Genomic DNA, 351 nt, shown 5'->3' with positions numbered 1-351 from the left:
TTGCTCGACCTTGATGGTGTCGCCGGCCTTGACCAGCACCTCGATCACCGCGACATCCTTGAAGTCGCCGATGTCGGGCACCTTGACCTCGACCGGGCCGGCCGCTGCCGCAGGTGCGGCAGCAGGGGCCGCGGCCGGTGCGGCGGCGGCAGGTGCAGGCGCTGCGGCCTGGGCTTGGGCCGGCGCCGGTGCGGGCGACGGCGCAGCCGCGCCGCCCTCGCCTTCCAGCACCAGCACGATCGAGCCTTCCTTGACCTTGCTGCCGACCTCCACCTTGAGTTCCTTCACCACGCCGGCGGCGCTCGACGGAATTTCCATCGAGGCCTTGTCCGACTCCACGGTGATCAGCGA

Annotated in this window: 1 protein-coding gene; it reads right to left on the bottom strand. The window is 70.7% G+C overall.

The window, feature by feature from the left end; all coding sequences use genetic code 11:
• On the bottom strand, positions 1–351 hold a 351-nt coding region (locus tag B0W80_RS34230), incomplete at both ends, for a biotin/lipoyl-containing protein (RefSeq protein WP_306171899.1).

The organism is Variovorax sp. KK3 (genome assembly GCF_001984055.1).
Taxonomy (GTDB): Bacteria; Pseudomonadota; Gammaproteobacteria; order Burkholderiales; family Burkholderiaceae_C; genus Variovorax.
Note: the sequence above shows the minus strand (reverse complement) of the source record. Positions and strands in the feature narration are given on the sequence as shown.